Genomic DNA, 26,368 nt, shown 5'->3' on the forward strand with positions numbered 1-26,368 from the left:
ATGTCAAAATCATCAGAATTATTTCAACGAGCCCAGCAACATATTCCCGGCGGTGTTAATTCGCCGGTACGAGCCTTTAACGGTGTGGGCGGCGATCCTGTATTTATTGAGCGCGCTAATGGTGCTTATTTATTTGATGTAGATGGCAAACAATATATTGATTATGTCGGTTCATGGGGACCGATGATTTTAGGCCATAATCATCCTCAAATCAGAGAAGCCGTACATGCAGCAGTTGATAAAGGTTTAAGCTACGGCGCACCAACTGAAGCCGAAATTGAAATGGCTGAATTGGTTAAAAGTATCATGCCAAACATGGAAAGTGTGCGTATGGTGAACTCTGGAACAGAAGCCACCATGACTGCGATTCGCCTAGCTCGCGGTTATACCGGACGTAATAAACTATTAAAATTTGAAGGCTGTTATCATGGCCATGCCGACAGTTTATTAGTAAAAGCTGGCTCTGGCGCGCTCACTTTAGGGGTTCCAAACTCTCCGGGGATTCCTGAAGATTTTGCGAAACATACTTTAACCGCTGAGTTTAATAATTTGGAGTCGGTTAAACAGTTATTTGCACAATACGGTGATGATATTGCCTGTATTATTGTTGAGCCTGTTGCCGGTAATATGAACTGCATTCCGCCATCGGATGGATTTTTACAGGGCTTGCGTGATATTTGTGATCAGTCTGGCGCTGTTTTAATTTTTGATGAAGTGATGACAGGTTTTAGAGTTGCACTCGGTGGGGTTCAAGCTTATTACGATATTAAACCGGATTTAACAACATTAGGTAAAGTCATTGGCGGTGGTATGCCTGTTGGTGCATTTGGCGGTAAAGCTGAAATTATGCAACATATCGCGCCGACTGGCCCGGTTTATCAGGCTGGTACTTTGTCAGGCAACCCCATTGCCATGGCAGCCGGAATTGCCGCATTAACGTTATTAAAAAATAATGCGGATGAAATTTATCAAACGATCAGCTCGCAGGCTGAGCAATTGTGCGAAGGCTTTAAAACCGCAGCCCAACAAGCTGGCGTTGCATTAACCACCAATCAAATTGGTGGCATGTTTGGGTTTTTCTTTACCGATGCGGATAAAGTTGAAAACTTTAAACAAGCGACTCAGTGCGACAGCGAAAAGTTTAAGCGCTTTTATCATTTAATGCTTGAGCAAGGGGTTTATTTAGCACCATCGGCATTTGAAGCTGGCTTTACCTCAACCGCCCATACTCAAGCAGATATTGAGGCGACAATCGCAGCCGCAGCTAAAGCTTTTAAAGCGCTGTAAAATAAGCCGCAAAAACCTATGTAAAATCAATACAAAGCCAGCAACCCCTTTGCTGGCTTTGCTGTTAAAAAAGATAAAATTCTAATGGTATATCTTAAAGTTTGTGCATAAAATGCGCGCACATTTTCTGCCGGATAAACCAGCCCATGCAACAAACCGCTGAGCAAATTTTTGCTCAAATTAATTATCTTTCCCTTGCCGAAGATCTTCGTTGTAAAGGTTATGCGATTATTGACCACGCTTTACCAATAGAGCTGGAAACCGCCTTACTTAAGCATTTAATGGATACGCCAAGTGAAAAAATGCGCGTAGCTGGCATTGGCCGTGAGCAACAACAAACTTTAAATAGCTTTGTTAGACGTGACCAAATTAAGTGGATTGAACCAACCACTCAGGTTGAGCAAGCTTGGCTGAGCCACATGGAGGCATTAAGACTTATCTTAAACCGCCAATTATTATTAGGATTATTCAGCTACGAAAGCCATTTTGCGCAATACAATGCGGGTGACTTTTATAAAAAACATTTAGATGCATTTAACGGCCAAACTAATCGGGTTTTATCGACCGTTTATTATTTAAACCCGAACTGGCAAGCTGAATATGGCGGTGAGTTGGTGATGTATGATCCTGAAAATCATACCCAAGAGATCGAGCGTATATTGCCGGAACTTGGTCGAATGGTGATTTTTTTAAGCGAAGAATTTCCGCACGAAGTTCTGCCAGCCGACAGAATGCGTTATAGTATTGCTGGTTGGTTCCGAGTTAATAACTCGATAAATAACCAAGTTGATCCACCTAAATAAGCTGATGTACAGATAAGAAGGTTTTACTTCAACATTTCTTATCCGCAGATTAAATAAAAGAAAGTTTAAAAAAGGCAGACTAATGAGAATAAGCCGAATTTACCACCCGCATGATTTAACGCTAAATAGCGAAACAGAGTTATCTGCCGATGCCAGTCATCATTTAGGCAGAGTGCTCAGAGCACAAAGCGGGCAAAGCATTATTTTGTTTAATGGGGATGGCTTTGAATATCAGGCAGAGCTGACCGAGGTGAGCAAAAAACGGGTTTGCGCTTATATCTCAGATAAAGTCGAAAATATCTCAGAATCATCACTAAAACTTCATTTAGGGCAAGTGATTTCCCGTGGTGATCGTATGGATTTTACTATTCAAAAATCGGTTGAGTTAGGGGTGACTGAAATAACCCCACTGATTAGCGAGCGCTGCGGAGTTAAACTCAATGCAGAGCGCATGAGTAAAAAAGTGGAGCAGTGGCAAAAAATAGCAATAGCGGCTTGTGAACAATCCGGCAGGTCATTTGTACCGACTATTAATCCAGTTGTTGATTTAAGCGAATGGTTAGCGGCTGATTTTGACGGGGTAAGAGTTAACCTTCACCCTTATGCTAAGCATGGTATTGCTGGTTTAACGCTAAATAATCATCAGGCTCAGTTATTAATTGGCCCAGAGGGCGGATTAAGTGATGAAGAAATTAGCCAAGCCAGAGAGTTTAATTTTGTCGATGTTTTAATGGGGCCAAGAGTATTACGCACCGAAACCGCCGGCTTAGCAGCCATCGCTTTATTGCAAAGTTATTTTGGGGATTTGGGGTAACCCTTCACTTTTATAGACGTCTTTATATTTAGTTTCTGTTTTAGAGTAAATACCTAAATATAATAAAACCAGCTTAAAGCTGGTTTTATTAAATGTTATGCTCAATTAGCAAAACCTAAATCCCATATTCATCAAATAATTTTTTAATGGCTGGTTTGTTTTCAACAATTTCATCGTGTGTTAAACCATCAAACTCATGCGGGAATACTAGCCACTTGTCTGATTTATGCAAAAAATAATGTGGTATTAACGAGGTTTTATTATTGTCTGGTTTAAACCAAGGTGTTGCGATGCGGATATCCTGTGGTGTATTACGACGGCATTTACGTTTTAGTTCATCTAAAATTGCCTGAATGCTAAGTCCAGTATCAAATACATCATCAACAATTAATAATGAGTCTTCCGCGTTAATAGTTTTAACTAAATAATCTAAACCATGAACCCTTACTTCGCGCCCTCTTTGATCAATACCCTCGTAGGATGAAGTCCGGATCGCAATATGGTCTGAGTGCACGCCGCAAACATGCAAAATTTCTTGTAGCGCAATACCAACTGGTGTACCACCACGCCAAACTGCAACTATATAGTCGGGTTTAAACTCACTTTTAAATACTTCTAACCCTAATTTAAAAGAGTCGTGCAACAGCTCTTCTGCACCAATATAATATTTTTCAGACATAATTGACCATTTGTTCAGTATTAAAGAGCTGAATTATAGTCTAAATTTAATTATCTCTAAAGCATGGATAGATTTACGGCTAAATATCCTTACAATATTCCACTAACCCATCGATTAATAAGGCTAAGTTATGGAGCTAATTGCTCGTTATTTTAATTTTGAAAAACTTAATACTAATTTAGCAACAGAAGTTCGCGCCGGTTTTACCACATTTTTAACCATGGCCTATATTCTGTTCATCAACCCTCAGTTATTAAGTTTAAGTGGTATGCCTGCGCAGGATATTGCAGTGGCAACAGCAATGGCTGGCGGTATTGCCTGTTTAATTATGGGGGTTTACGCCAAGTTTCCGTTTGCATTAGCTCCGGGTATGGGCTTAAACGCTTATTTTACCTTTGGTGTAGTTCAAGGTATGGGCGTAAGCTGGCAAGTCGCTTTAGCGGCTGTATTTGTTGAAGGGATTATTTTTATTTTGCTGGCTGCCACCAGCTTTAGGTCAAAAATGATCAATGCGATTCCGGCAACCCTTAAAGTAGCCACTATGGTTGGTATCGGTTTATTTTTATCTATTATTGGTTTTAAGAATGCAGGTTTAACGGTTGATCATTCTGCCACTTTAGTCACTATGGGTGATTTGCATAATCCAGCTGTTTTATTGTCTTTATTTGGGATTGTCTTAACGGCTGCGTTAATGCATAAAGGATATAAAGCAGCGTTATTACTCAGCATTGTTGCATTAACTTTAATTGCTTGGGCAACCGGACTGGCAAATGTACCGGATAAATTTTTTACCCTACCAAGTTTTCCAAAAGAAACCTTACTTGCGGTTGATTTTAGTCAGGTTTTCACCGGTGCATTTTTAACGATTGTAATCGCATTTTTATTTGTCGATATTTTTGATACTGCTGGTACTTTAATTGGTACTGGTAGAGCTGCCGGTTTATTAGATAAAAAAGGCGAATTACCCGGAGCAGAAAAAGCATTTATGGCTGATGCAGTTGGTACCTCGGCTGGTGCATTATTAGGAACCAGCACAGTGACCACTTATGTAGAATCAGCAGCTGGGATTGAATCTGGCGGACGTAGCGGTATGACCGCCGTGGTAGTTGGTTTGCTATTTTTAGCATCCCTATTTTTAACCCCGATTTTTATTGCGGTTCCGGCTCTGGCAACGGCTCCAGCTTTAATTGTGGTCGGCGCGTTAATGATGTTAGGTGCTCGTGATATCGACTGGCTAAAAATAGATGAATCTGTTCCAGCATTTTTAACTGTAATTGCAATGCCTTTTACTTTTTCTATAGCGCATGGAATTACACTTGGCATTATTTCTTATGTAGCGATTAAAGTATTAACCGGCCAGTGGCGACAAATTAATTTATTTATGTGGTCGCTAGCCGTTGCATTAAGCATTTATCATATGGTTTGATTTTGGCTTTTAGGTATAAAAATAGCCCATATAACATCTAAACACTATATGGGCTATGGCGGGGAGATAATAGACAAGATATTGCTAAGTCTGACCAAACAAACCAGTCAAACCATGAATAACCAGTCTTTAAACAGAAAATCCATTTATTGTGCCGAAGCTATTTCCGTAGCTGTTCCAATTTAAGCCAAATGCATGAGCAATACTTAAATATAAATTAGACATACCAGCACCACCGGCATCAATCGCATTACCAGTTTGAATAGCTCCGCCAGCACCACCAGCCACATAAATACCCGGGTTTTCTTGCTGATGGTTACCACCACCCATTTCAGACATAACCAAAATCAATGTATTGTCCAACAAACTCCCACCATAAGCTGTGTCTGGTCTGGCTGCTAATTCATCCATTAAGTAAGCAACCATCATATTGTACCAGCGGGTTTGCGAGTTAAATAAGTCAGATTCATTATGTGAACTAACATGGCTACGAGTTTCGTTGTAGGTTAATTTTGGCGGTACGCCAAAGTCTCCCATAAAAGGACGAATACTTTCGAAGTTAATCATCATTGATTCGTCCTGAGCGCCCATAAACTGAAAGGTTGCTGTATTGGTAATATTAGCCTGCATTGCCATCGCAATATTTTTCATTTGCGCTTTGGCCATTAATTCACCATCTTCCATATTGCCCGTCATACCTATAGTTGGGCGTGAAAAATCACCACCACTAACTTCAAGGCTTGAGCTTAATAAATTTTGATAATAATTTAACGACTCTTCATGGCTCATTAATTTACCCTGCTGCTTTACACTAAGTGCATTCGCTTGCAATAAATCTAAGTTTTCATGCAAAGCTTCCAGCACTCTTAGTCTGCGCGATTTTTCCGGCGATTCTTCTGATGAGCCAGAACCGGAAGATTGCCCTACAACATCGGCTAATAAGTTATCGTAAGATACCTGTGGGTCATCGGTAACTTTAATTTTACTACCATTCTTATCAGTAAATGGCATGTGACTTTCATCTTTTGCCCGGCTTGAAAAACAGCCAACATGAAAGTTATTAGTTAGCTGCCCACCTAAAGCTTCACCAATGCTCACATCAAAGGTAGTCGCGTTTGCCATACCACCAGAGAAAACACCTTTACAAGCTTCTGGGTGACCAGAACTCCCCCCGTGCCCTGCAAACGTTAAGTTTTTAATTGGTAATATTCTATTTATATGTGTTTCAAGTGGTTCCAGCGGGCTAGTTGTAAAACTGCCCGCGGTTAAACCACCAATTTCATACGAGTGCCAAGTATCACGTACACATCCATTTGGGTAATACACCATAATAAAACGTTTAGCATCACCCGCTGCTGCAAAGGCTTTAGTGGAAAACGCAAACTGGCTGGCAAAAGCGGTCGTAAGACCAGCTTTTGCAACTGTACGAAGGAAATCTCGGCGCTGCATTTTATGTTTTAAAATATTCATCTTCGCCTTCCTCTACTTACGTAATATATAATTACTGGTTTGAGTATATTGAATCATTAGATCCAACAAACTGGTATGACTGCCATTTTTAAAGCTGTCACCAAATACTTGCAAAGTACAAGCATCAACTGACTCTTCATGACTCCCTCTGGCATATCTGAACCACTGCCGAGCATAACAAGCTTTACCATGTTTGCTGTCAGCCACTAACTCAGCTAACTCATTAATTCCTTGGTACTCAACAACAGCTTCACTGGCTGATAAGAAAGTTTCAGCCGAGTTTAAGCTGCCAATATAACCGGCAGAATTAATGGCTTTAACCAGACCATCATCCGTTGTTTCAGTAGTTACATATTTACCAAGTGAGTTATAGTTTTCAAAACCAAAACCAATACCATCAATATATTGGTGGCAAGATTCACAACCCTCTTGTAAGTGCGCATGCTCAAAACGCTCACGCACAGTTAAAGACGGATCTTCTTGAGGTTTTAATTCAGCCCCAACCGGTGGTGGCGGGAAGTCCTGACACATTAGGTTGCGACGCACAAATAAACCTCGTTTAACCGGATGTGTTTTTTCACCTGCAGAATTAATCGCCAATATACTTGCATGGCCTAATAAACCAGCACGCTCACCATTGCTTTCTTCCGGATCATAATCAACCCGCTGCCAGCCTGTACCGCCCGGCCATTCGAATCCATAGTGCAGTGCTAACTGCTCTGTCATGTAACTATATTGAGCCGTTAATAACTCGTTATAATCACCGCCGTTAAATACAATGCGGCTGACAAACTCTATAGTCTCTTGTCTCATATCAGCTTTTAAGCTGTCTGAAAGCTCATTAGGTTTAATATCTCGGTCTAAATTTAACCAACCACTAATAAAGCGTTCAAACGCCAGTTTAGCTTTATCACTTTGCAGCATAGTGCTAACAGTATTAGAGATTTGAGATTTCGAGCTTAATTCACCAGCATCGGCTTTTGCTAATAACCAGTTATCAGGTGTTGTTGCCCAATAGGTGTAGGCTAATAAAGTAGCCACTTCGTAATCAGTTAACTGGTAATAACCATCATTAGTTGGTTCACCAACTTCTGAGCGATATAGCATAGCAGGAGCCGATAAAATGCTGGTTAATAAAGCTAACTCACCTTGGTCGTTATACACACTGGTTAAGCTTACTTTTTCAGTTGTTGTTAACGGACGACGGAATGCACGTTTTGCAAAGTCATCTAAGAAACAAGCCACTTCACTACAACCTGTGGTTAAGCTATACATATCACTGACCATTTCCGCCGCAGCTTCTGCTGATGTGATATAGCCTTTAGCATAATCATTGGTAAACACAGTATTGGCATTAGTGAAAAAGCCATTAAGCGGAATATCTGCCGGAACACGTCCTGTGGTCACATCCACATCTGAGCCTAGCCCTAATAAATCACGAATTGAGTTATTATATTCAAGTGTAGTTAATAACCGGTAACCTCTGTCTTGCGGCACTATGTCGTCTAAGCTATCAACGCTACAAACATTAGCCGGAGCAGTAAAGGCTTCGTCTAAGATCATCGCTGCAGTGGTTGAAGCACATTCACCAGTACAAGCGGCAGAATTACCAAGTGGCATGTTGGTTTCAATATAATTGGTTAATTGCTCAAGACTATAGGTATTAGCTAATCCTAATAAACTTGTGCCTGTATTGCCTTCATAACCGTGACACCCTGTACAACCGGTATCGGTATAATATTGACGACCTGTTAAATGTTCATCGGATACGCTGTCATAAACAGCTAATAAAGTGAATGATAAACCATCACCAACCACCATTTGGGTAGTTTCTTTAGTTGAGTCAACTAAATAAGCAACGCCTGTCCCTTCCCAATGTGAAAATTCAAGACCAGTTGCCGCACCATTAGCACTAATATCCAGCACTGTACCTAAGGTAAATAATTTACCGGATAAGTTAGCTGAACCTGTTAAAGTGATTTCACCATTACCAATTTGCACTTGAGTGCCGGTTTCAACCCCGTTACCTTCTGGTTGACTGGTTAACCACTGCGCATCAAACCAATTAGCAGACATAATATTAACTGCTGCAATATCATCAGCTGTTTGGTTTGCACCTGAATCACTAAAGATAATATTTAAGTCGCCATTACTATTTGCATAAGTATAAGGCGCATAAATTTTAAACCAGTTTGCACCTAGCTCTGGAGCCGTTAACGTAATTGGGCTACCCGGCCATGCAGCCGATACAGTGGTTTCAACCCCGCCTTCGTTACGCCACATATAAGCCGTTGGTGTTGCCCAGCTCGCTGAATTTTTAAAGTAGATATACTGACCAGCACCTAGGTTTTCAACCTCAACACTTGCCGTTAACCCTTGATAAGTTACTGATACTTGAGTCACACCAGCTGTATTACCCGCCAAGATCTGACCTTTATCAGAAACCGTCGCAATATTAGGATCTGCACTTTGCCATGTGGCTGGCACACTCACCCCAATCAACTCATCTTGTTTTTGCGCAATAGCAACAACTTGAGTAGTTTCACCTGCAATCAGGCTAATTTCTGCACGGCTTACAATAGATAAACCATCAATTGGTGCTGCTGCTGTAGTAACGGCACTTACCGTCACTGCTTCTGAGTTTGCATTTTGGCCTTTGGCAACTACTTGATAAAAATACTGAGTTTCCGCCTCTAAGCCAGTATCAACATAAGCTTGTGAATTAGCAGCTAGCGTTTTAACTAACTGGTAACTACCATTTTCAGTTTCTGAACGCTTAATTAAATAATGAGTTTCGTTACTGGCGTTATCTGTCCAGCTTAAAGCAATTGTATCTTCGCTTTCTGCGCTGGCAGCTAAATTAGTAACAGCATCAGGACCAGCTTCAACAGTTACTTCAAGTGTGCCACTAAAGCCTTGGCTTGAAGCCGTGACTGTTACTGTTCCAGTTGAAACCGCAGTTAAATTAGCATCGCCCTGAACACCACTAACCTGTAAAACAGATTCATCGCTGGAAGTCCAAACAACATCTGAGCTAACAATTGCTTCAAAATCATTGTCATATAAAGCGTAAGCATTAACCGGTAAAGTTTCACCGACACCAAGCACAGTTTTCACAGCTCGAACAGACATAGCTAACTGGCTAGCGTAAGTACCGTCAATCCATAATCTAAAGACTCCTTCAGCTACCGGGTTAGTTAATTTAGTCCCTTTAGGCATGCGGTTAGCATCATCAATCTGATAGGTATAAATTAAGCTGGATTCATGATCAAACGGTGCCATACGATACATCTCACCCCGTTTAACATTCATAATATCCCGCTCAGCAAGCGGCGTATCATAATTTAAATCCATAAAGCTGCCGTTATGACAATGAGAACAGTTAGTCTCAAAATAAGCACTGGCACGCTCAGGTAAACTATCTGCCGCATCTTGAGGATCAGCTAAACGCTGATGATTTACGCCAAAGCCGATATCGAGTGTGAATAAACCAATTTCATTAAAGGCATCAAGCTGATTGCTTTGTACACCTTGATAGTCAAACGATTTATTTAACTGACCCGTTGTAATCGCCAGTGGCTCTTTACTACCAGTACCGATATGACACGCGGTACATTCATTACCCGAACGAACCTGACGATCATGGTTTAAGATTGCACCAGCAAAGAATTGATCAACATTCACCGTAATGGCTTCGTTTACCAAAGTTGCATCTGTACCGCTTGCATCCCAGTAATAGTTTGCTGAGGCCCAGTTGCCCGAGGTTTGTTTAAATAAAACAGATGTTTCAAATCCACGAGTTTCAGTTGCACTAATTGGTAGCTCTAAATGTTTAACCAACACAGAACCCACAGGTAAATCCCATAGGTTAGCTTCATTAAACTCAATTTTTTGAGCATTTGGCACAGCAATAAAATGACGCGCCTGTAAACCGTCAAACCAGCCGTCTGAATTAACGTCGTACTCAATGACCCCATGAGACGGAATACGATTTGTTAAATCAGCAAATAAACCAGTTTCAGATAATTTTTCAGGAATTACCGCTGCCTGAACATCGCTGTCAATCATTCGGTAAATAGTAGATAAACCGTTATATTCAGCGCCATGAGTGCTGATATATACTTTTTCACCGGCTAAATCGGTACCAAATGATGAAATATTACTTGGGAATGCCGCACTAACTAAGACATCCGTTTCATCTTCATTTGCTGACCAGATTTTTTTACTGACATAATCACCATAAATAAACTTGCCAGTTAAGCCCGGTAATTGAGTACCGCGGTAAACAAAACCACCGATAATAGAAACTGAACCTGTATTGTGATAATAACCACCAACTGGTGCCGTTAAATCATTTTCACAGCTGCGAGTTTGGTTAGGATCACCACCGTCGTTACCTCTGTGGTTTGTCCCTTCACAAATTGGCCAACCGTAGTTTTGACCAGCATTAATAATGTTAACTTCTTCAAAACCAGCCTGACCCACTTCGGTTTCCCACAAAGTGTATGGTAATACTTTGTCGAACGACCAGCGCCAAGGGTTACGATGGCCATAAGACCAGATTTCGTCACGAATGTTCGGGTTATCTACATAAGGGTTATCGGTTGGAATATCATAATATAAACCTTGATCATTAGGTGTTTCGCGCATTTCAAGGCGAATAAAACTACCTAATAAATTAGAAGTATCCTGAGCACCGTTATTAGTTCGGGTGTCTGGCGGGGTTGGTTCAATTGCGGTATCGCCATAAGCACCATCACCTACGCCTAAATAAAACTCACCAGTTGATGGATGAAACGCCATCATGCCGCCTTTGTGATCAGGGCCTGGTTGAGCAATTCGTAATACTTCAACGCGCTCAATCACATCAGTTGGTAAATAAGTATCGTTCAGCTTAATGCGCTCTAATACAGCATCACCAAATACGCCATTATCACTTTCGTTGTCGTTATCACCTTCAATATAATAAATATAAGCGTAACCATTGGTTGCAAAATCAGGATGGAAAGCAACTGATAATAAACCTTGCTCATGATAATCACGAACTTCTGCGGTAATGTCTAAAATCACATTAACTTGAGCAACTGATACGTTTTTATCATTCGGGAAAACTGACAAAGTCCCTTTTTTATCCACGACATAAACTAAATCATTAGTACCGTCATTAGTTACCATAACCGGTGATGAAAACAATCCGTTTAATGCAGGGAAAGCCGGTTCAAACTCATAATTACCGCCAGATACATTACCAGCTAACGGGAAGTTAAGCTCAGCCGCTAATAAAGGTCTTTCAGGCATAGCTTGAGTAGCAGCAACCACTCCTAATTCAAAACTATCGGTTTCACCATTAGCCAATGTTAAAGTTACAGTGAAAGTGCCTTGCTCCACTAATTCTGGTGTAACAACACTTGCACCGGTTAATTCACCGCTCCACGCATCACTTGTCCATACCGCAGATGAAGTATCGCCTTCAGAAGCAGCAGCTGACAATGCCAGTTTTGAATTTTGATTTGCTTTACGATCAGGACCAGCTTCAACTAATACTTGAGGTTCAATCCCACAAGCTTCAGCACTCATCCAAGTGCCATTGTTGTAACAAGTCGCATAATTAGAGAATGTTAAATCTGCGGTTTGATTAGTCCCATTTTGGCTAAAAATAATATTCGCGCCAACTACTGATTCAGGTAAATCAACATACCAGATATTAGAATCATCTAACTGGCTTAACTCTAATCCCGGCCATTGAGTGTCGGCAAGTGCGCTCGCAGGTTCAACATCCCAGATGTGCGCGGTGACCGGGTTTAATCCAGCATTATTAACATAATAAAGGGTGTTGGAGGTCGAAACTTCACCACCCATGCCACATTCAGCTAAAGTAACCCAAGTATTGTTTTTATAACAAGTTGTTGGCTCTGTCGCTGTTAAATCAGGGGATTGATTACCGCCATTGCTGGTAAAAATAACATTAATAGACGTTAGCTCTAAGCCAAAATCGTAACAAACAAACCCAGTATCAGTCGCTTGCATTGGCTCGCCCGGCCAGCCAAAATCACCGACTGTATTAGCAGGCACAGCCCCCCAAGCATAAATGGTTGGTTGAGCATGGTTATAGCTATTGTCATAACATACTATTGTGCCCGAACCAGTATTTGAATCATCAGCTTCAACCGTTACTGTTACCGTATCGGTTGAGGTGGCGCCTTGGTCATCCGTTACAATTAAGTTAACTGTATAAGTACCTTGAGTATCGTATACCAATGTTGGCTGAACACCGGTTAAACCGTTATCCCATTGATAACTAACAATTGAACCATCTGAATCAGTAGAGGCGGAAGCGTCAAACTGTGCACTTTGCCCCTCTGTAATAGTAATATCAGCACCCGCATTCGCTACTGGCGCTTGGTTTGTCTGAATCAAACCACAGCTTTCTAAACTGGTCCAAGCATTATTTTGGTAACAAGTATTACCCGCTGTTGCATATAAATCTGCTGTTTGAGGTGCGCCATTATTATTAAAAATCACATTAACTGACGAAAACTCAGCTTGAGTATCGTAACAATAATAGTCACCTTCGGCTGACATAGTTTGACCTGGCCACTGGCTATTTGCAAAAACGCCTTGAGGCTGTACATTCCATAGATACACTGTTGGGTTTTGGTAGTTTTGATTATTGTCAAAACAAATTGAGGTACTATTAACCGCTGCGAGGGATGATCCGTTTCCTAGCAGCGTACAGACAAAAAACAGAGAATAGGCATATAAGCTACATCTATTATTCTTATGAGCCGCCCTCTTGATATTTCTGGTTTCCATATTCCCACCTGATTAATTTGTGTGTACTTAAAGTTGATTGATGCAAATTAATGCAATTCTTCACCTTTAAAACTAACACAGGCAGGCAATGTGAAATAGATGTTAAAAATAACCAGGTTTTTATGTTAATAAATTAACTAAAAAAAACTTGACAAGTTATCAGTATAAAAACCAACCAATTCAAGAACATTAAACAACTTTAAAATCAAATAGTTAAGTAAAATAAAAAACTTTTTGTAAGTTTAACTTTTTAATAAATACACTTAATTTTGTTTAAAAAAGCCACTTAAAACTCAACCTATTATCAGTTTTAATACATGAAAACAAAATAACCTTTTAAATCATAAGGTTAAAAATAAATTAAATTTAACAATTATTTAAAATAAATAGATGCATACGTATTCATAAGAATACTTTATGAATACGTATTCAATAGGCTCATTTTGAAATATCCAACATACATAAATCGACAAGATTTTTAACGACTCGAGTTTGGTTTATAGTTTTTTTAATTGACCATACGGTCAAAACATTTAAACTGGAAATGACAATTTAAGCTAAAACAGGATTTAAAATGAGTCAGATAGTGGAAATAAACTCAGAGCCAACCAAACAAAATAAAAAAGAGTTAGCACGCCAAAAAAGTCAGGCTCTGATTTTAGATGCCGCAGAAAGGCTTTTTTCTTCAAGTGGTTATGATGGTGCCAGCATGAATGCAATTGCTAATGAAGCCAATGTACCAAAAGCCAATGTGCTCTACTATTTTAAAAGCAAAGATAACCTGTATGAAGCCGTACTAGAACGCATTTTATCCAACTGGAACTTAGGTTTAATCGATATTAGTGTTAATGACGATCCAGCAGTTGCCTTGTATAAATATATTTATTTAAAAGTGCGCCTAGCCTGTGAACAGCCCATGCAATCCAGATTATTCGCCACAGAAATTATTCGCGGTGCACCCTATTTAGGTGATTACATTCGCAATAATACCCGCCCTTGGTTTAGAAAAAAAATTGAAGTTTTACAAGCTTGGATTGACGCTAACAAAATTGCGCCGGTAGATCCGACTCATCTACTGTTTATGATTTGGTCCAGCACACAGTATTACGCTGACTATCAAACCGAAATTTTAATTTTACAAAATAAACTTGAATATGAAGAAAGCGATATTCAGGCCATTACCCGTTCAATTGCTCAACTTATTTTGGGTGGTTTAGGTTTAAAACTGCCAGAAAACCGTTAACTTTTATTCTGCTTTATTCCCTGCTCTATTTCTGTTTTAACCGGAGAAGTTGATTTTTCTCCGGTGCTTTTAAATACTCTCCACTTCCCAAAGCCCTATTTAAAACCACTAGGTCAACAACCTAAAAAAGTGCATTTTGAACCATAAAAATGCATAACCCAGCCCAAACCAAACCACAAACATAACCAATTGGACAGGAATAATATAAAATATTAAACTGGCATTTAAATTGCTCAATGTAAATTGCTGAATAGTTTAATTAATGAAAGTACCAAGTACCCTTATCCAATATTTAAATTCATATTTCAAATAATATGAAAGCAGGAGTTATCCATGCCAGTTCCATCTTTTATAGAAGCGCTTAATCCACCGGCCAGATTATTAATGGGTCCGGGGCCAATTAATGCAGATCCTAGAGTTTTACGCGCTATGTCGGCTCAGCTTATCGGCCAGTACGATCCAGCTATGACAGGTTTTATGAACGAAACGATGGCGCGTTACCGTGAGGTTTTTAAAACCACAAATCAATGGACAATATTAATTGACGGTACCTCCCGCGCAGGAATTGAAGCGGTGTTAATTTCTGCAATTCGCCCGGGTGACAAAGTATTAGTCCCCATTATGGGTCGATTCGGCCATTTATTAGCAGAAATAGCAGAGCGTGCACAAGCTGAAGTACATACAATTGAAGTGGCTTGGGGTGAAGTATTTGAGCCAGAGCAAATTGAAGCCGCAATCAAAAAAGTACAACCTAAATTATTGGCTATGGTACAAGGCGATACATCCACCACCATGAATCAACCGCTTGAATATATAGGTGAAATTTGTAAACGCCACGATGTTTTATTCTACTGTGATGCCACAGCCTCGATTATGGGAAATGAGCTTAAAACCGATGAATGGGGATTAGATGCAGTTTCAGTGGGTTTACAAAAATGTTTAGGTGGCCCTTCCGGTTCCGCACCTGTCACTTTAAGCGATCAATTTGTTGATTGGGTTCGTAAACGTAAAAAAGTGGAAGCCGGTATAAAAACATCAGAACATCAAGATGGAATAGAACCCATGATCCGCTCCAATTATTTTGATTTACCCATGATTATGGATTATTGGGGTGAAGAAAGATTAAATCACCATACCGAAGCTACCAGTATGCTGTATTGCGCAGCCGAATGCGCACGCATAGCGATCAATGAAGGCATAGATAATGTTATTGCTCGCCACCAACTACATGGTGATGCCATGCTCACCGGCGTTCAGGCCTTAGGATTACGTGTGTTTGGTGATGTAAAACATAAAATGAACAATGTAGTTGGGGTTTATATTCCAGATTCCGTCAATGGCGATGCAGTACGTAGTCAAATGTTAAACGATTTTGGTATCGAAATCGGTACGTCTTTTGGGCCGCTTCACGGCAAAATTTGGCGAATTGGAACTATGGGTTATAACGCCCGTAAGTCAGCCGTTCTTCAAACGCTTGCCTGCTTAGACACTTGCCTGCACGCCAATGGTTATAAAGGGCCAAAAGGTGAAGCTGGTAGTGCCGCACTGAGTTTTTATCAGTCTGAACAGGCTTAAAAACGATGCAAATACTTAATTCTGAACTAGCACAAAAACACAGTCAGCAAGCTTTGCATAATTGCCACCAGTTGGCTCAAATCAGCGAAATGACTAACGGTATTTTACGCCAGTATTTAACTGACAAACACAAAGCGTGTCATCAGCAAGTCGCCAATTGGATGGTAGATGCTGGTTTAACCGTGTGGCAAGATCAAGTGGGTAATCAATGGGGACGCTTAGCCAGCCAACATCAAAATGCACCTCGCCTGATTTTAGGTTCTCATTTAGACACAGTACCGAATGCGGGTGCTTATGATGGCATTTTAGGGGTTATGCTTGGCTTAGAGCTGGCAAAACTGGCTCAATCTCAGCAGCTTGATTTACCTTTTCATCTGGATATTGTTGGTTTTGCTGACGAAGAAGGTACTCGATTCGCTACCACTTTAATTGGTTCAAAAGCATTAGCCGGTCAATTTTCACCACAGTGGCTCTCTATCAAAGATGCAAACGGCATCAGCATGGAAGAGGCGCTGCAAACATTTGGTTTAAACCCAAATGAAGTGCATAACGCAGCATTAAATCCGGCTGAAATAATACAATACTGGGAAATTCATATTGAACAGGGTCCGGTATTAGAAGCTCAGCACCACTCTTTAGGCGTAGTCAGTGCAATTGCCGGTGCAAAACGTGCCATTATCAGTTACCAAGGGCAAACTGGCCACGCGGGCACAACGCCAATGAATTTACGTCGTGATGCTTTAGCGGCCTGCGCAGAATTAAGTTTGGCAATTGAACAAATTGCCTTGGCTTGCACTAACCAAGAAGTCGCAACAGTTGGTGCGATAAAAGCCAAACCCGGCGCCACCAATGTGATTGCTGGTTTATCAGAAATGACACTAGATGCCAGAGCGCAACAAGATTCAGATTTAACAGCTTTGCTCAATAAAATAGAAACCGCCGCCCAAACTATTGCCAATAAAAGACAGTTAACCTTGGATTGGCAATGGACACATCAGGCAAAAGCTGTGCAATGCGCTCCCCAAGTTCAACAATTATTTTCAGCTGCCTGTGAAATAAATCAATTAGCAGCGCCCGTTTTACCTTCAGGTGCAGGTCACGATGCAATGGCAATAGCAGAGATTTGTCCGGTCGGGATGCTATTTATTCGCAGTCCAAAAGGCATCAGCCATCATCCTGACGAAGCTGTGATTGAAAGTGATGTAACAGACGCTATAAAAGTCATGTATTCAGCGCTTAGTTATTACCAAAACTAAGCGCTAAACTTCGGCAGATTAACACGCAAGTCACTGCCTTATTAGCCAGTTTAAAACTAAACCGGCTACTCACTGTTTTGATAAGGTGACTTATACTTTAGTTAACCTCTATTCAAAACGGCAGTTTATTTAAAGGTCATTTACAGAGGTTAATATGTCGATAACAACAGTTAAAAATACACTTTGGATCAAACAACCCAAAGCGGTCTTTACCGCCAACCAACAAAATGCTGATAACGGCATAGTTGTTGATCTCAACTCAGGTAAAATTATTGAGCTGGTGGCAAAAAATCAGCAACCACAATCTCCAATCAATCAAATTTACAATGCCAGCGATCAAGTATTATTACCGGGTTTAATTAATACCCATCATCATTTATATCAAACCTTAACCAGAGCATTTCCACCCGCATTGAATAAACGTTTATTCCCTTGGCTACAAACTTTGTATCCGGTTTGGGCAAAACTTCAGCCGGATATGCTCAATGCGGCTACTCAACTTGGTTTAGCTGAATTGGTATTATCCGGCGCAACAACAGTAGCTGATCACCATTATTTATTTCCAGATGCATTAAGCGAAGCAATTGATATTCAAGTAAATGCAGCCAGCCAAATTAATTGCCGAGTAACATTAACCCGTGGTTCAATGAGTTTGGGTGAAAAAGATGGTGGTTTACCACCACAAACCACAGTACAAACTGATAGCCAAATATTAGACGATTCGGAACGTTTAATTAAACGCTACCATCAAAATACCGAGGGCAGTAAACTCAATATAGCACTCGCCCCCTGCTCTCCGTTTTCGGTCACCACAGAGCTAATGCAAGCTACTGCCAAATTGGCTCGCCAATATCAGGTTCAGTTACATACTCATTTGGCTGAAACCGAAGACGAAAATCGTTTTTGTATAAAGATGTTTGGCATGCGTCCGCTGGATTATTTAGAGTCTGTCGATTGGCTGGCAAATGACGTATGGCTAGCACATGGTATTCATTTTAACGATGAAGAGATTAAACGCTTAGGCCAAGCTAAAGTTGGTATTTGCCATTGCCCGTCTTCTAATATGGTATTGGCATCCGGTATTTGTCGCACCAAAGAGCTCCAAGCCGCGGGCGTTAAAGTTGGATTAGGTGTTGACGGCAGTGCCTCTAACGACGGTTCAAATATGATTCAGGAAGTCAGACAAGCTTTATTAATCAATCGATTGCGTTATCAGGCCGATGAAATTACACATTTAGACGCACTCTACTGGGCAACTAAAGGCAGCGCTCAGGTTTTAGGCCGCAATGATATTGGCGAATTGGCCGTTGGTAAACAAGCCGATCTTGCCTTATTTGATTTAGCAGAACCCAGATTCTCCGGCAGCCATGACCCACTCGCCGCGCTTATTTTATGTGGCGCACATAAAGCCAAAGCGGTTATGTGTGCTGGCAACTGGCTGGTAAAAAATCACCAGTTATTAAGTTCAGACATCAATGAGCTGCAACACATTCATCAAAATGCAGCTAAACGTTTGGTGCAATATAATGGTTAAGCTGAGATAAAAAAACGCAACAATAACAAGCTGAAAGCTAACTTTAAAAGCAAACTTTCAGCTTTAGTTATTCTAAGTTCGCTTCTGGCCTCAATACAGTAATATACCTTTATTTTGCCGGAGTCGATTCTACCAATTTATCTGTAATGCGCTTTACCAGTGGACCAAATGATAATACGGTTGGATAAGCAACCATAAAAGCAAATGCCCATGAGTGACGCCAAATATGAAAAAAGTTATCAACCCAGCCAACATTGAATAGCGTAATCACAAAAGACATAAAACAAGACATCATCAGCGACATAAAAAATGAATAAACAAAACGGTAATATTTTTTATTAATCATGGCTTGGCTCAAACAAACCTTAATCACACCTCAGTTGATGCAAAATAAGGTCTGTTGTTTGTTAGACAGGTTATTTTTGGGTGCTGGCAAAATTAGCATTAATTCGCAGCTTTAAATAATCAGCCGCGCTAATTGGCTGATATTTTTTTTCTGGCCCTTGAATAATGACATTTTTATTTGCTTGGCAGAAAAATGCCATGCTATAACGCGGTCCCTGACTTTCTTCCGGCTTTGGCATCCGTACTCGATGCAAAGTGGACTTTAATTTATCATCGCTCCAGCGCATTAACATATCACCAATATTACAAGTGATGACCCCATCGGTTGGCTTTACATTGGTCCAGCTTTGGCTGTTTTTAGCATCTTTACCGGCACAAACTTGTAACCCACCTTGCCCCGCTTTTTGAAAAACCATAGTTAAACAATCAAAATCGGTATGTGCACCGGCTCGCCAAAGTGATGGATCGAGCGCTTCTTTTGGCATCGGTAAATAATGCAATAAACGCAAAGTCGATTGATATTCCTGCTTAGTTTTATCGTGTGCTTTGTTAAAAAAATCACGCTCAAAGCCGAGCTTGTCAGCAAAACAGGATAAAACTTTCATCCCGAGTTGCCATGCTTTGTCTTCAAATTCGAGCGTTTTAGCTTTAAAGCCGGGCAATACAGATTCGTCTGGCCAACAACCTTGCATATTAGGCAAAGTAATTTGAAAAGATTCTTTTTGATCTTTCGTTCCGGTTGATGGCCGTATCTGATTCATAAACTCCCAACCAGCGTTTTGACCGTCTTTGAGTTGATTTTTTTGTTTTTCAGATTTATCCAGCGCAAAGTATTTTTCCGACTCAGCAAACGCCTGATTAATTTCATCGGCTGATAAATCGTGATTTTTCAATTGAAAAAAGCCAACTTGAGTGGCAGCAGCCCATAGCTGTTCGGTGATTTCACTGCGGCGAGTCTCAAAATCTGACATATCAATCAGCGGAATTTGATAATCATCATTCTCTGTGCCTAAACCGCCAATTTGGGTTTCAAAATTAAGTTCATCTAATTGATAAGATGTATTGTTCATCATGGTTCTCCAGTTGAATTAATCCACTTGCGATCAACAAGCGGTTTATCGGGTGCGGTATTAACACCCGGCCAAAAGGAGCAATGCCAGATTTCACTTTAACGTTATAAACCTTGCCGCTTATACTCCTGATTACTCAGTTAAGTGAATAATCTTATACTTTTGTTGCTCGGCATTTATGCCGTCGAATAACCTAATTCCTGTTATACTTTCGGGCTAACGGCAATTGCTCCTGCATTGCACTAATCCCGTGTTATTTTCGGGCTAAAGCCCGACCTATATTTTCTATCATAAGGCTTTGGGCTCTCTTGTAGGTCGGCATTTATGCCGACACATCGTTGCGAAAATTAAGCTTTTTCTTTAGCCATAGTCCAGCCAAAAAAGTAAGCTTGAACCCAATGCACCAGTTTAAATAATGCCAAGCTGACGACTGATAAAAAGATTAATGCAGCAAACGCTTGTGGCACTTTAAAAAACGAGGTCGAAAATTGAATAAAATAGCCTAACCCTTGCTCCGCCGCGACAAACTCTGCAACTACAGCACCAATAATTGCCAGTGTAACCGCTACTTTCATCCCACTAAAAATATGCGGTAGCGCATAAGGTAATCTAATCGCAAAAATTTCTTTATATCTTGGTGCACGTAACGAGCGCGATAAATCAATTAACTCTGGTGGCGTTGCCATCATCCCAGTTGTTGCCGAAACCACCAGCGGGAAAAATGTAATTAAACAAGTAATGGCTAAACGCGGCGCTTCGCCTGAGCCAAACATGGTAATTAATAAAGGCGCAATTGCGACAACAGGGGTTGACTGCACCACTACTAAAATAGGGTATAAGGTTTTGGATAAATATTTTGAATTAACCATTAACATTGCCAGCGGAATGCTAATGAACATGGATAAAGCAAAGCCTAATAAGGCTACTTTTAAAGTTGCCCATAAATGCAAACCCCAGCGATCAAAATCAACCTCAACAAACGCCTGATAAATTTCACTCGGCGCGGGTAAAATATAACTGGGTACATCAAACAATCGGCAAATTAATTCCCACGCAGGTAAAATTAAAGCCAAGGTAATAGCGGGTAAATAACGCTTTAAAATTTGTGTTTTACTAACCGTAAATTCGCTCATAGATTCACCACTTTTTTATCGTCTTTAATTGCTTTAATATCCGCCGTTTTTGGATGATAAATTTGCTGACGAATTCTGTCGGTATATTCGCTGAATGCTTTTTCTCGTACAGTTGCCGCTGATCTTGGTCTTGGCAAATCAATTTCAATTTCTTCAGATAAACGTCCCGGTCTTGGGCTCATAATTAATACTTTATCTGCCAGTAAGACCGCTTCGCTGATCGAATGAGTAATAAATAAAACGGTTTTTGGGCTTTCGTTCCAAATTCGTAATAAATCAAAGCCCATTTCTTCGCGCGTTAATGCATCCAATGCAGAAAACGGTTCGTCCATAATTAAAATATCCGGATCAAGCAATAAAGCGCGGGCAATCCCCACCCTTTGCTGCATACCACCCGATAATTCACCCGGCATACGGGTAGCAAAATCTTCCAAACCAACCATTTTAATTAAACTGTTAGCTTGCTCTTTTTCTTGCTGTGTCACCCGACCGCGCTTATGTTTAATTGGAAATAACACATTGTTGGAAACATTAAGCCAAGGCAATAAAGTCGGTTGCTGAAATACAATGCCGATTTCATCTCTTGGCTCTGTCACTGGCGTGCCAAAAATATTGACACTGCCGTGAGTTGGCTGCATTAACCCCGAAAGTAACTTCAATAAGGTTGATTTACCACAGCCTGACGGCCCAACTACTGCAACAAACTCGTTCTTTTTGATTGAAAAGCTAACATCTTTTAATGCTTGAACTGGCTTGCCTTCGTCAGTCATATAGTAATGACTCACTTTATCTAAGGTTACAAAGGGTTTCATGCTATTACTCTCCTAAAAATGAGCGATCAATGGCGGTTTCAGGATCTAACTTATCTTGCGGTAATTCTTGGGCAATTGCAGTTAAGCGCCATGTTTCAGCTAATCTGTCTTTGTCGAATACACCTAAGCCGGTTTTTTCACTAATCGGATTAAATACCAATTCTTTGATTGATTTAATTGTGCCGGCAGCAACATCGCCATCTACTTCTGGTACCAGTTGATGCACAATTGCACCCGCTTCATCTGGGTTTGCCCAAGTGTATTCAATGGATTTTTTAAGCGCTTTAATAAACTTTTTAGCTACTTCAGGACGTTCTTTTAAAAATTTATCGCTGGCAACAATAGAGGATGAATAAATATTTAACCCAACAGTATGCCAAGGCATAATGTTAACTTTTACCCCAATTTTTTCGGCTTGATTTAAAATGGTTGTAGTATCTGTTACCCAAGAAGTGATTGCATCGGTGCGGCCATTTAACATCATCGGCGCTAAACTACCTGGGTTAGCTTTGATATGCTCAACCTGACTTTCTTCAACGCCGTTAGCTTTCATCATGTAAGGAAAAAAGACATTAGATGAAGTAAAAGGTGATGAAGCCACTTGTTTGCCAATTAAATCTTTAACTGAATTGATATTGGTTTTTTCTAAACTAAAAAATGCATAAGGTGCTTGCGAGAATAAATTCATTACGCCGGTCACCGGCACATTGTTATTAGCTTTACCCGCTAATAAAGCAACAATATCAGCTGATCCTATATCTGAGTGACCCGCCGCCATTTTAGTAATTGCATCTGTTGAACCTCGGCCCTGTGCAATATCAACGTCAATCCCAACGTCTTTAAAAAAGCCTTTTGCTTTACCTACATACACAGGCGCTTTATCACCACCCGGTAACCAATCTAACTGATAAACCACTTTTTCAAGCGCAAAAGAACTGGCTGAGGTAACTACTAACGCCGCTGCTGCGACCCATTTAGATAAAGTTTTTAATTTCATTATATTTCTCCGGTTAACTTAAATCTTTGGCTAACAATCGAAATACAATCGCTCTGGGCTGGCTGAAAAAGATAGACCAAACAATAAGATCACAATCCACTACTCGAACCAAGCCTCAATTAACACCTTTGCTAACTTGAGTTTTTGTATTATCCAATCGTGTAGTGAGCAATGACCTAGCGTTATCTCTGTGACTCTAATCAGATCTAAACCTATCCGCTTCTACTCAATGCAAAATTTCGCACATTCAAGCTTCTGCAACCCTTATGCCAACTAAATAAAACCTATGTAAATTAGGCAATTAAAGGGGCTTTCTAAATTTATTTAAAGCGATTAGAATAACTTATCCGCACCAAATTAAAGCAACTCAGCACCAAAACATACCAAACGGATAAGATAAACACAAAAACCAATCTAACCCCTTTATTTATTAATACCAAACAACACCAACAAAAAACTAACCAAAAGGTCAATTTAAAATAAAAAGCTACTTTTATGGCGTGTAATTTGCTTGTTAATTCAAAGTGACACTATTTTAGTGAAACGAATTAACCCCATTTTAAAGAGTAGAAGCGGTTAGGTGAGAGCAATTTTACCTCTCAAAGACATTGCTCTTGTTTAGCGGAGAAATGTTAAATGAACTACCTAATAAAAAATGCAGAAGCGATTGCTGGTCAGCCAACCGCCTGTGATATCAGAATACAAAACGGCATAATCAGCGAGATAGGCAATGAGCTAAAATCACAATCGGATGAGCAATTAATAGATGCCAGCTCTTGTGTAATTTATCCTGGGTTTGTTAATACTCATCACCATTTGGCGCAATCGGCCTTAAAAGGCATTCCAGCCGGATTAAACCAAGGGCTGGGAGAATGGCTTGCCAGCGTGCCTTATACCTATTGGCCACATTTTACTCCTGAGCTAATGTACGATGCGGCATTAATTGGTTTATCTGAACAGCTTAGATCCGGCGTGACAACTTGTGCAGATCATCATTATTTATATCATGCCAATACCACTCCAGAGCTAGAAGATGCACTCTGGCAAGCGGCTGACGATTTAGGCGTTCGTTTAGTTTTATGCCGTGGCGGAGCAACGGTGCAAGGCACGCACAAAGGCATGTTAAAAAATAATATTGTGCCGGAATCAATTGATTTAGCCATCCAACGTATTGATAACAGCCGTCAAAAATATCATCAACAGCATTGTAATGCGATGCGCAGAGTGGTGGTTTCACCCACAACAATTGTTCACTCCTGTCAGCCTGACGATCTCAAAACTTATGCTGAATATGCCAGAAGTCACCAATTAAAATTACATTCACATTTATTGGAAGTTGATTTTGATGAAACTCAGGCGCAACAAAAATACGGCATGAGTGCCGTTGAGTATGCACACAGTGTGAATTGGCTAGGTGAAGATGTTTGGTTTGCACATATTGTGCAGGCAACCGAAAAAGACATCAAAATATTAGGTGAAACCAAAACCGGAATTGCCCACTGCCCAACCTCTAATTGTCGGCTCGGCAGCGGCATTGCCCCCGTTTTAGCAATGGAAAAAGCAGGAATGACAGTATCAATTGGCGTCGATGGCAGTGCTTCGTCAGAATCTGGTTCTATGCTACAGGAAGTTAATTTAAGTTGGCTGATTCACCGCAGTCAATTTGGCGCAACCGCTACCAACTTAGAGCAATGCCTAAAGTGGAGCACAAAAAATGGCGCTAAAATTTTAGGCATAGAATCCATTGGTGAGATAAAAATAGGCCAAGCTGCTGATTTAGTTTTATATAATTTAGATCATTACCGTTATCACGGTATGCATGAAAGATTATATGCACCTATTCTGGGGGGCGAACCTGCATTAATTAAAACCAGTTTGGTTAATGGCCGTATTTTAGTAGAAAACGGCCAAATCACACAGTTAGATGAAACTGCCCTCAAATATAGATTTATTCAAAATTTAGCCAAATTAAAACAAAAAATTACAGCTTAGGAGCCAGCATGACTAACCCAACCCACCAGCAAATCATTCATAATTTACGCCGCACTAACGAGGTAGCTAAACAATCAATAAAGGATGGTCATCATCCATTTGGGGCTATTTTGGTTGCGCCGGATAACCAAACTATTTTAATGACTCAGCAAAATGTTGACACAGTTAACCACGCTGAGTCGGTTATGGCACGTGAGGCAGCAAAAAAATATGATGCAGATTATTTGTGGCAATGTACTTTATACACCACAGCAGAACCCTGTGCTATGTGTGCCGGTACACAATATTGGGCGAATATTGGCAAGCTGGTTTATGGTATTACCGAACGGCAATTATTGGCGTTTACCGGCAACCACGATGAAAACCCAACGATGGATTTACCTTGTCGCACCGTATTTAATGCAGGCCAAAAAGCAGTACAAATTTGGGGACCAATTGATGAAGTAAAAGCAGAAATCGCACAGCTTCATCTTGATTTTTGGCAGGCAACCACAGCGTAAACAGCGGTGTAGCGATGTTATTATAACTTTTTAATTGTAATTAACTCAAAAATGCTCACATTATGGTTATAATACCCATAATTTTTTTGTGATTATTAAAGAGAATAATATGAGCGACAAGCTACCAGCCTGCCCTAAATGCGAATCTGAATTTGTTTATCCGGATCAAAACTTATTGATTTGCCCTGAATGCGCACATGAGTGGGACCCAAGCCAGCCGGAAGTTGATGAAGATGCAATTCAGTTAAAAGATGCCGTTGGTAATGATTTAGCCGAAGGCGATAAAGTCACTGTTGTTAAAGACTTAAAAGTAAAAGGTTCATCAACTGTGATTAAAGTCGGCACAAAAGCAACCATTAAGCGCTTTTTACCCGGTGATCACGACATTGACTGTAAAGTCGAAGGGGCGGGCGATATGCTATTAAAATCCAGCGTGGTGAAAAAAGCTTAAAATTAAACAGCTCTCAAAAACAATGACCAGGGTCTGTTGACGTTTGATGTACCAATTTTGTTCTAACTAAATACTTTTTAATCGAGGCGCAGCATTGAAGGCCTAATGGATTAAGTCAAAATGCTGCAAAGCTTCCGCTCCATGCTCTCGCCCCTTACCTACATCCAT

19 protein-coding genes are annotated in these 26,368 nt (G+C 40.4%); 11 read left to right on the forward strand and 8 right to left on the reverse strand.

Annotation, left to right across the window (positions count from 1 at the left end):
• The 3 genes from hemL to rsmE all read left to right on the forward strand — a co-directional run bounded on the left by hemL (position 1) and on the right by rsmE (position 2,904).
• Positions 1-1,287: a glutamate-1-semialdehyde 2,1-aminomutase gene (gene hemL, locus N7931_RS10425; RefSeq protein WP_262793895.1), complete on the forward strand. Its 1,287-nt coding sequence runs from the start codon at positions 1-3 to the stop codon at positions 1,285-1,287.
• A gap of 146 nt (positions 1,288-1,433) precedes the next feature.
• The gene (locus tag N7931_RS10430; RefSeq protein WP_262793896.1) at positions 1,434-2,090 is read left to right on the forward strand and encodes a 2OG-Fe(II) oxygenase; all 657 of its coding nucleotides are present in this window, start codon (positions 1,434-1,436) and stop codon (positions 2,088-2,090) included.
• A gap of 82 nt (positions 2,091-2,172) precedes the next feature.
• Complete coding sequence (gene rsmE, locus N7931_RS10435; protein ID WP_262793897.1) at positions 2,173-2,904, forward strand: 16S rRNA (uracil(1498)-N(3))-methyltransferase; 732 nt, start codon at positions 2,173-2,175, stop codon at positions 2,902-2,904.
• Between the two features lie 115 nt (positions 2,905-3,019).
• On the opposite strand, the gene N7931_RS10440 is transcribed toward rsmE, so the two are convergent.
• Entirely contained in the window at positions 3,020-3,583 is a 564-nt protein-coding gene (locus N7931_RS10440; protein WP_262793899.1) for a phosphoribosyltransferase, read from the reverse strand.
• Between the two features lie 130 nt (positions 3,584-3,713).
• On the opposite strand from N7931_RS10440, the gene N7931_RS10445 reads away from it, so the two are divergent.
• Positions 3,714-5,009, forward strand: a complete 1,296-nt coding sequence (locus tag N7931_RS10445; RefSeq protein WP_262793900.1) for an NCS2 family permease — start codon at positions 3,714-3,716, stop codon at positions 5,007-5,009.
• A 129-nt stretch (positions 5,010-5,138) separates the two neighbouring features.
• Here the strand turns inward: N7931_RS10445 and N7931_RS10450 are convergent, their stop codons facing one another.
• Together N7931_RS10450 and N7931_RS10455 are read right to left on the reverse strand one after the other, a co-directional pair.
• Positions 5,139-6,479 carry a DUF1552 domain-containing protein gene (locus N7931_RS10450; RefSeq protein ID WP_262793902.1) on the reverse strand — a complete coding sequence of 447 codons (1,341 nt, stop codon included), beginning with the start codon at positions 6,477-6,479 and terminating at the stop codon, positions 5,139-5,141.
• A gap of 12 nt (positions 6,480-6,491) precedes the next feature.
• A complete protein-coding gene (locus tag N7931_RS10455; RefSeq protein WP_262793903.1) occupies positions 6,492-13,292 on the reverse strand; it encodes a starch-binding protein in 6,801 nt (2,266 codons plus the stop codon).
• Between the two features lie 574 nt (positions 13,293-13,866).
• Here N7931_RS10455 and N7931_RS10460 point away from each other — a divergent pair.
• From N7931_RS10460 to N7931_RS10475, 4 genes are all read left to right on the forward strand, one after another.
• On the forward strand, positions 13,867-14,535 hold the full coding sequence (locus N7931_RS10460; RefSeq protein ID WP_262793904.1) for a TetR/AcrR family transcriptional regulator: 669 nt from the start codon (positions 13,867-13,869) through the stop codon (positions 14,533-14,535).
• Between the two features lie 333 nt (positions 14,536-14,868).
• Positions 14,869-16,110 carry a pyridoxal-phosphate-dependent aminotransferase family protein gene (locus N7931_RS10465; RefSeq protein ID WP_262793905.1) on the forward strand — a complete coding sequence of 414 codons (1,242 nt, stop codon included), beginning with the start codon at positions 14,869-14,871 and terminating at the stop codon, positions 16,108-16,110.
• Positions 16,111-16,115: 5 nt separating this feature from the next.
• A complete protein-coding gene (locus tag N7931_RS10470; protein ID WP_262793906.1) occupies positions 16,116-17,366 on the forward strand; it encodes an allantoate amidohydrolase in 1,251 nt (416 codons plus the stop codon).
• Between the two features lie 154 nt (positions 17,367-17,520).
• On the forward strand, positions 17,521-18,900 hold the full coding sequence (locus tag N7931_RS10475; RefSeq protein WP_262793907.1) for an 8-oxoguanine deaminase: 1,380 nt from the start codon (positions 17,521-17,523) through the stop codon (positions 18,898-18,900).
• A 109-nt stretch (positions 18,901-19,009) separates the two neighbouring features.
• Here N7931_RS10475 and N7931_RS10480 read toward each other — a convergent pair whose 3' ends face one another.
• From N7931_RS10480 to N7931_RS10500, 5 genes are all read right to left on the reverse strand, one after another.
• The gene (locus tag N7931_RS10480; protein ID WP_262793908.1) at positions 19,010-19,246 is read right to left on the reverse strand and encodes a DUF2798 domain-containing protein; all 237 of its coding nucleotides are present in this window, start codon (positions 19,244-19,246) and stop codon (positions 19,010-19,012) included.
• A gap of 70 nt (positions 19,247-19,316) precedes the next feature.
• Positions 19,317-20,318: an isopenicillin N synthase family dioxygenase gene (locus N7931_RS10485; protein ID WP_262793909.1), complete on the reverse strand. Its 1,002-nt coding sequence runs from the start codon at positions 20,316-20,318 to the stop codon at positions 19,317-19,319.
• Between the two features lie 344 nt (positions 20,319-20,662).
• Positions 20,663-21,448, reverse strand: coding sequence for an ABC transporter permease (locus N7931_RS10490; protein WP_262793910.1), 786 nt, complete (start codon positions 21,446-21,448; stop codon positions 20,663-20,665).
• A complete protein-coding gene (locus tag N7931_RS10495; RefSeq protein WP_262793911.1) occupies positions 21,445-22,260 on the reverse strand; it encodes an ABC transporter ATP-binding protein in 816 nt (271 codons plus the stop codon). The genes N7931_RS10490 and N7931_RS10495 overlap by 4 nt, the downstream gene beginning before the upstream one ends.
• Positions 22,261-22,264: 4 nt before the next feature.
• The gene (locus N7931_RS10500) at positions 22,265-23,257 is read right to left on the reverse strand and encodes an ABC transporter substrate-binding protein (RefSeq protein ID WP_262793912.1); all 993 of its coding nucleotides are present in this window, start codon (positions 23,255-23,257) and stop codon (positions 22,265-22,267) included.
• Between the two features lie 636 nt (positions 23,258-23,893).
• Between N7931_RS10500 and N7931_RS10505 the strand changes: the two genes are divergently transcribed.
• The 3 genes from N7931_RS10505 (at position 23,894) to N7931_RS10515 (ending at position 26,200) form a co-directional block, all read left to right on the forward strand.
• Positions 23,894-25,249: an amidohydrolase family protein gene (locus tag N7931_RS10505; RefSeq protein ID WP_262793913.1), complete on the forward strand. Its 1,356-nt coding sequence runs from the start codon at positions 23,894-23,896 to the stop codon at positions 25,247-25,249.
• A gap of 8 nt (positions 25,250-25,257) precedes the next feature.
• Positions 25,258-25,749 (forward strand): nucleoside deaminase, encoded by a 492-nt coding sequence (locus N7931_RS10510; RefSeq protein ID WP_262793914.1) that lies wholly within the window; start codon positions 25,258-25,260, stop codon positions 25,747-25,749.
• A gap of 109 nt (positions 25,750-25,858) precedes the next feature.
• Positions 25,859-26,200, forward strand: coding sequence for a zinc ribbon domain-containing protein YjdM (locus N7931_RS10515; RefSeq protein ID WP_262793915.1), 342 nt, complete (start codon positions 25,859-25,861; stop codon positions 26,198-26,200).
• The last annotated feature ends 168 nt before the right edge of the window (positions 26,201-26,368 follow it).

Source organism: Catenovulum sp. 2E275 (genome assembly GCF_025515275.1).
Classification (GTDB): domain Bacteria; phylum Pseudomonadota; class Gammaproteobacteria; order Enterobacterales; family Alteromonadaceae; genus Catenovulum.

Excerpts from the sequence above, each read along its gene's own strand:
- N7931_RS10480 (WP_262793908.1), bottom strand. The coding sequence starts at position 19,246 with ATGATTAATAAAAAATATTACCGTTTTGTTTATTCATTTTTTATGTCG.
- N7931_RS10445 (WP_262793900.1), top strand. The coding sequence starts at position 3,714 with ATGGAGCTAATTGCTCGTTATTTTAATTTTGAAAAACTTAATACTAAT.
- N7931_RS10490 (WP_262793910.1), bottom strand. The coding sequence starts at position 21,448 with ATGAGCGAATTTACGGTTAGTAAAACACAAATTTTAAAGCGTTATTTA.
- N7931_RS10485 (WP_262793909.1), bottom strand. The coding sequence starts at position 20,318 with ATGATGAACAATACATCTTATCAATTAGATGAACTTAATTTTGAAACC.
- N7931_RS10470 (WP_262793906.1), top strand. The coding sequence starts at position 16,116 with ATGCAAATACTTAATTCTGAACTAGCACAAAAACACAGTCAGCAAGCT.
- N7931_RS10475 (WP_262793907.1), top strand. The coding sequence starts at position 17,521 with ATGTCGATAACAACAGTTAAAAATACACTTTGGATCAAACAACCCAAA.
- N7931_RS10460 (WP_262793904.1), top strand. The coding sequence starts at position 13,867 with ATGAGTCAGATAGTGGAAATAAACTCAGAGCCAACCAAACAAAATAAA.
- N7931_RS10495 (WP_262793911.1), bottom strand. The coding sequence starts at position 22,260 with ATGAAACCCTTTGTAACCTTAGATAAAGTGAGTCATTACTATATGACT.
- N7931_RS10450 (WP_262793902.1), bottom strand. The coding sequence starts at position 6,479 with ATGAATATTTTAAAACATAAAATGCAGCGCCGAGATTTCCTTCGTACA.
- N7931_RS10500 (WP_262793912.1), bottom strand. The coding sequence starts at position 23,257 with ATGAAATTAAAAACTTTATCTAAATGGGTCGCAGCAGCGGCGTTAGTA.
- N7931_RS10510 (WP_262793914.1), top strand. The coding sequence starts at position 25,258 with ATGACTAACCCAACCCACCAGCAAATCATTCATAATTTACGCCGCACT.
- N7931_RS10455 (WP_262793903.1), bottom strand. The coding sequence starts at position 13,292 with ATGGAAACCAGAAATATCAAGAGGGCGGCTCATAAGAATAATAGATGT.
- N7931_RS10430 (WP_262793896.1), top strand. The coding sequence starts at position 1,434 with ATGCAACAAACCGCTGAGCAAATTTTTGCTCAAATTAATTATCTTTCC.
- rsmE (WP_262793897.1), top strand. The coding sequence starts at position 2,173 with ATGAGAATAAGCCGAATTTACCACCCGCATGATTTAACGCTAAATAGC.
- N7931_RS10440 (WP_262793899.1), bottom strand. The coding sequence starts at position 3,583 with ATGTCTGAAAAATATTATATTGGTGCAGAAGAGCTGTTGCACGACTCT.
- hemL (WP_262793895.1), top strand. The coding sequence starts at position 1 with ATGTCAAAATCATCAGAATTATTTCAACGAGCCCAGCAACATATTCCC.
- N7931_RS10515 (WP_262793915.1), top strand. The coding sequence starts at position 25,859 with ATGAGCGACAAGCTACCAGCCTGCCCTAAATGCGAATCTGAATTTGTT.
- N7931_RS10505 (WP_262793913.1), top strand. The coding sequence starts at position 23,894 with ATGAACTACCTAATAAAAAATGCAGAAGCGATTGCTGGTCAGCCAACC.
- N7931_RS10465 (WP_262793905.1), top strand. The coding sequence starts at position 14,869 with ATGCCAGTTCCATCTTTTATAGAAGCGCTTAATCCACCGGCCAGATTA.